This window comes from Streptomyces capoamus, from assembly GCF_014654935.1.
Classification (GTDB): Bacteria; Actinomycetota; Actinomycetes; order Streptomycetales; family Streptomycetaceae; genus Streptomyces; species Streptomyces capoamus.
This window is the reverse complement of record NZ_BNBF01000006.1, coordinates 43,714-48,416: the sequence shown is the minus strand read 5'-3', so window position 1 is coordinate 48,416 and position 4,703 is coordinate 43,714. Positions and strand designations below refer to the sequence as shown.

Below are 4,703 nucleotides of genomic sequence, written 5' to 3'. Positions count from 1 at the left end.
CGGCCGTGATCCGCCCCCGTGCCAGCTCGGCGAGGAGCGCCTCGGTGTCCACGACGGCTCCGCGCGCGACGTTCACGAGCAGCGCGCCGTCCTTCATCCGGCCGAGGAAGCCGGCGTCGACGAGCCCCTTGGTGGCCTCCGTGAGCGGGGTGCAGAGGATCACGACGTCCGCCTCGGGGAGCAGGGAAAGCACATCGGTGATCGGGTGCACAAGACCGCGCGCCGTGGTGCGCCGGGAGCGCGCGATGCGCGCCACCCGCGCTACCTCGAAGGGCACGAGCCGGTCCTCGATGGCGGCACCGATGGCTCCGTAACCGACGATCAGCACGTTCTTGTCGGCGAGGGCGGGGTGGACACCGCCCACCCAGCGCTCCTGCTGCTGCGCGCGGACGAACCCGGGGATGCCGCGCAGGGCGGCGAGGGTGAGCGTGAGCGCCAGCTCGGCCGTGCTCGTCTCGTGCACCCCCCGTGCGTTGCACAGCCGCACCCCCGGCGGGATCGTCGACAGCCGGTCGGTGATGTCGTCGACGCCGGCGGTGAGCGTCTGGATGACCCGGACGTTCGTCAGGTGCTCCAGCGGGCCGACCCGGACCGACAGCCGCTTCATGTACGGCACGACGTACACGGCGCACTCGGCGGGGTCGCCGGGAAACGGCTGGTCACCGTCGTCTCCCCCGTCCCAGAACAGATAACGGGGGCCCGCCGGCAGACCCTCGATCTCCTCGGGCGGAATGGGCAGCCACACCTGTGAAGTCATGCCAGGAGGCTATGTCAGGGCGGCGCACGCCCAGAGGTTAGGTTGGGGGCCGGGCAGAGGGAGGTTCACGAGCAGGTGGAGCGCAGGACGATCGGCGCGGGGGGACTCGCGGTGGGGGCCGTCGGACTCGGATGCATGCCGATGAGCTGGGCGTACACCGGATCACGGCAGCGGGGTGACGAGTCGCTCAGAACCGTGCACCGGGCGCTGGACCTGGGCTGCGACCTCCTGGACACCGCGGACATGTACGGCCCGTTCACCAATGAGCTGCTGCTGGGCCGGGTACTGAAGGAGCGGCGTCGGGACGCCTTCGTGTCCACGAAGGTGGGGCTGCTGGTGGGCGAGCAGCACATCGTGGCCAACGGCCGCCCCGGCTATGTGCGGCGAGCCTGTGACGCCTCGCTGCGGCGGCTGCAGACGGACGTGATCGACCTGTACCAGCTGCACCGCGCGGACCCGGAGGTGCCCGTCGAGGAGACCTGGGGCGCGATGGCGGACCTGGTGCGGGCCGGCAAGGTGCGGGCGCTGGGCCTGTGCGCGGTGGGGGCGCGCGGCGGGCGCCGCACGGGTGCCGGCCTGTACGACGCGACGCTGCGCCAGTTGCAGCGGGTCCAGCAGGTGTTCCCGGTGAGCGCGGTGCAGGCGGAGCTGTCGGTGTGGTCGCCGGAGGCGCTGCGGACGCTGCTGCCGTGGTGCGAGGCGCGCGGGGTGGGCCTGCTGGCCGCGATGCCGCTGGGCAACGGTTTCCTGAGCGGCACGCTGACGCCGGGCGAGGGCTTCGAACCGGACGACGTGCGCGCCCGGCATCCCCGGTTCACCGCGGAGATGATGGCGGCCAACCAGCCGATCGTCGCGGGCCTGCGGCGCATCGCCGGCCGGCACGGCGCGGACGTCACCCCGGCCCAGGTGGCGCTGGCCTGGGTGCTGGCGCAGGGCCGCCATGTGATCGCGCTGCCGGGCACCAAGCGGGAGCACTGGGCGGCACAGAACGCGGCGGCCGCCGGGCTGCGGCTGACCGCCGCGGACCTGACGGAGGTGTCCCGGCTGCCGGCCGCGCAGGGGTCGTGGGACTGAGGTTCCCCCCGATCGGTTGCCGGGTGCCGGGAACCCGGAAGGGCGCGGGCGGTGTTGGACAAGGAGGGCGACAGGCGAAGCGTGCCGTCCGGACCGCCGCGTCGAAGGGACCATGATCGTGCAACGTCGAGCTGTGACGGCCGTGCTGGCCGCGGCCGCCCTGGTGCTGGCGGCCGGCTGCTCCTCCGGCGGGCAGGGACGGCCGGAGTGGACCGGGCGGACGGCGGACGCGACGGCGCCGGGCACCTCCGGCGCCTCCTCCCCGCGGGCCACCGGGTCCGTCCCGCCGGCCGAGGGGTCGGTGCGGGTGCTGCGCACGGTCGCCGGGGGCCTGAAGACGCCGTGGGGACTGGCTGCGCTGCCCGGCGGCGGGCTGCTGGTGTCGTCCCGGGACGAGGGCACGATCAGCAGGATCGACGAGAAGACCGGCCGGAGGACCGAGCTGGGCACGGTCTCCGGGGTGTCACCGGCCGGCGAGGGCGGCCTGCTGGGCATCGCCCTCTCCCCCGACTACGCCGCGGACCACATGGTCTACGCCTACTTCACCTCGGCCTCGGACAACCGCATCGTGCGCATGCGCTACGACGAGCGCCGGCCGGCCGGTGAGCAACTGGGCGCCCCGGACACGGTGTTCAAGGGCATCCCGAAGGGCTTCATCCACAACGGCGGCCGGATCGCGTTCGGTCCCGACGGCATGCTGTACGCGGGCACCGGCGAGAGCGGCCGCAAGGGCCTGGCGCAGGACAGGAAGTCGCTGGGCGGCAAGATCCTGCGGCTGACCCCGGACGGCGAACCGGCGCCGGGGAACCCGTTCCCCGGCTCGCCCGTGTACTCGTACGGCCACCGGAACGTGCAGGGCCTGGCCTGGGACGGCCGGCAGCGGCTGTTCGCCTCGGAGTTCGGACAGGACACCTGGGACGAGCTGAACGCGATCAAACCGGGCGGGAACTACGGCTGGCCGCGGGCCGAGGGCAGGTCCTCCGACCCCTCCTTCCAGAACCCGCTCGCCCAGTGGCCCACCGACGACGCCTCCCCCAGCGGCATCGCCTGCGTGAACGGCGTGATCTGGATGGCGGCCCTGAAGGGTGAGCGGCTGTGGCGCGTCCCGCTGAACGGCACGTCGGCCTCGGCCGCCCCGCAGGCGTTCCTCGCCGGCACCTACGGCCGGCTGCGCACGGTCGTCCCGGCGGGCGGCGACAGGCTGTGGCTGGTCACGAGCAACACGGACGGCCGGGGCACTCCCGGGAAGGGGGACGACCGGGTACTGGAGCTGCGGGTGCGGTGACCGCCACCGCCCGCCTCCCCCGCTCCCGGCACCACCGGCTCCTTGCGCGCAGACGCCCCGGGGGGGGTTCCGTCCCGCCCGGTGCCGTCCCTGCAGGGGCCGACCGGGTGGCATCCGTCCCGGCGGGCTCCGTCCCGCCCCGTGCCGTCCCGGCGGGACCCGACCGGATGGCATCCCTCCCGGCAGGCTCCGTCCCGCCCCGTGCCGTCCCGGCGGAACCCGACCGGATGGCATCCCTCCCGGCAGGCTCCGTCCCGCCCCGTGCCGTCCCCGCGGGGCCCGACCGGGTGACATCCGTCCCTGCGGGCCCCGTCCCGCCCGGGGCCGTCCCTGCGCCGTCCGTCCCTACGGGCCCTCTCCCGTCCGGCGCCGTCCCGGCAGCTCCTTCCCGGCCGCCGCCGTCCCGGCAGCTCCCTTCCCGGCCGCCGCCGTCCCGGCAGCTCCCTTCCCGGCCGGTGCCGTCCCGGCGGGCTCCGTCCCGGCGGGCTCCGTCCCGGCCGGTTTCGGTTCTGCCGGGGCCGGGGCCGGGGGCTGGGGTGGCAGGCGGATCAGCGCCTTGCCGGAGGCGAGGTCTATCGGGCCGCGGCCGGGGTCGTTGTCGCCCACGTCCTCGCGGGTCAGTTCCAGTCGTTTCTGTTCGTCCCGGGTGTGCTTGCGACCGGGCGCGAACACTTCCTCGAACGCGTCGAACACGGCTTCCCCTCCCTGCCGGTTCCCTCCAGCGTAGGTCTCAGCCCGGCGGTTCCCCGGCGAACGTCCCCGCGGTAAACAGTTCCAGCCGGTGGGCCACCGCCGCCGCCTCGCCCCGGCCCGAGACACCGAGCTTGCTCAGGATGTTGGAGACGTGGACGCTCGCGGTCTTCGGGGAGATGAACAGCTCCTCGGCTATCTGGCGGTTGGTGCGGCCGGCCGCGACCAGCCCGAGCACGTCCCGCTCCCGGCTGGTGAGCCCGAGCGCCGCGGCCGGGTCGGCGGGGGCCTGCCGCGAAGGGCGGTGCAGGGTGAGGCGGGCCCGCTGGGCGAGCCGGGCGACGGCGTCGGCGAGGGGGCGCGCGCCCAGGTGGGCGGCGACCGCCGCGGCCAGCCGGAGCAGTTCACCCGCGCGCTCGCGCCCGTCGTCGCCGCCCTCGGCCAGCAGCGCCCCGGCCAGCCGGTGGCGGACCCGGGCGAGGTCGTAGGGCCGGTCGAGGCACTCGAAGGCGGTGACGACCGGGGACCAGGTGTCGGCGGTGTCCCGGCCCTGCGCGCGCAGCAGTTCGGCCCGGGTCCACTGCCCGTGGGCGTGCCAGAGCGGGACCGCGGTGGTGAGGGTGCGTACGGCGGCCGAGAGGCGGTCGAGGATCTCGGCACGGCCGGGCCGCGCGGCGGGCAGGGTGCGGGCGTCGGCCTCGGCGGTCGCGGCGGCCAGCAGCAGCGGCCAGCCGTAGCGGTGGGTGCCGGGCGGGAAACCGGCGTCCAGGGCCGGCAGCAGGGCCGCGCGGGCGTCCGCGATCCGGCCGTCGCCGGCGGCGATCCCGAGGGCGATGCGGGCCAGCGGCAACGACTGCTGGGGCATCGGGTCGTGCGTGCCGTAGCAGGCGCGGGCGG

General features: G+C 75.3%; 5 protein-coding genes. 2 read left to right on the top strand and 3 right to left on the bottom strand.

The window, feature by feature from the left end; translation table 11 throughout:
• On the bottom strand, window positions 1–757 hold a 757-nt coding region (locus IE312_RS11605; protein ID WP_229899567.1), incomplete at its 3' end, for an NAD(P)-dependent oxidoreductase.
• Window positions 758–832: 75 nt separating this feature from the next.
• On the opposite strand from IE312_RS11605, the gene IE312_RS11600 reads away from it, so the two are divergent.
• Both IE312_RS11600 and IE312_RS11595 read left to right on the top strand, forming a co-directional pair.
• On the top strand, window positions 833–1,831 hold the full coding sequence (locus IE312_RS11600; protein ID WP_189980922.1) for an aldo/keto reductase: 999 nt from the start codon (window positions 833–835) through the stop codon (window positions 1,829–1,831).
• Window positions 1,832–1,943: 112 nt separating this feature from the next.
• A complete protein-coding gene (locus IE312_RS11595) occupies window positions 1,944–3,116 on the top strand; it encodes a PQQ-dependent sugar dehydrogenase (protein ID WP_189980920.1) in 1,173 nt (390 codons plus the stop codon).
• Window positions 3,117–3,461: 345 nt separating this feature from the next.
• Here the strand turns inward: IE312_RS11595 and IE312_RS11590 are convergent, their stop codons facing one another.
• Both IE312_RS11590 and IE312_RS39625 read right to left on the bottom strand, forming a co-directional pair.
• A complete protein-coding gene (locus tag IE312_RS11590) occupies window positions 3,462–3,809 on the bottom strand; it encodes a DUF6191 domain-containing protein (protein ID WP_189980918.1) in 348 nt (115 codons plus the stop codon).
• 37 nt (window positions 3,810–3,846) lie between these two features.
• A partial coding sequence (locus IE312_RS39625) for a helix-turn-helix transcriptional regulator (RefSeq protein WP_229899566.1) occupies window positions 3,847–4,703 on the bottom strand: 857 nt, incomplete at its 5' end.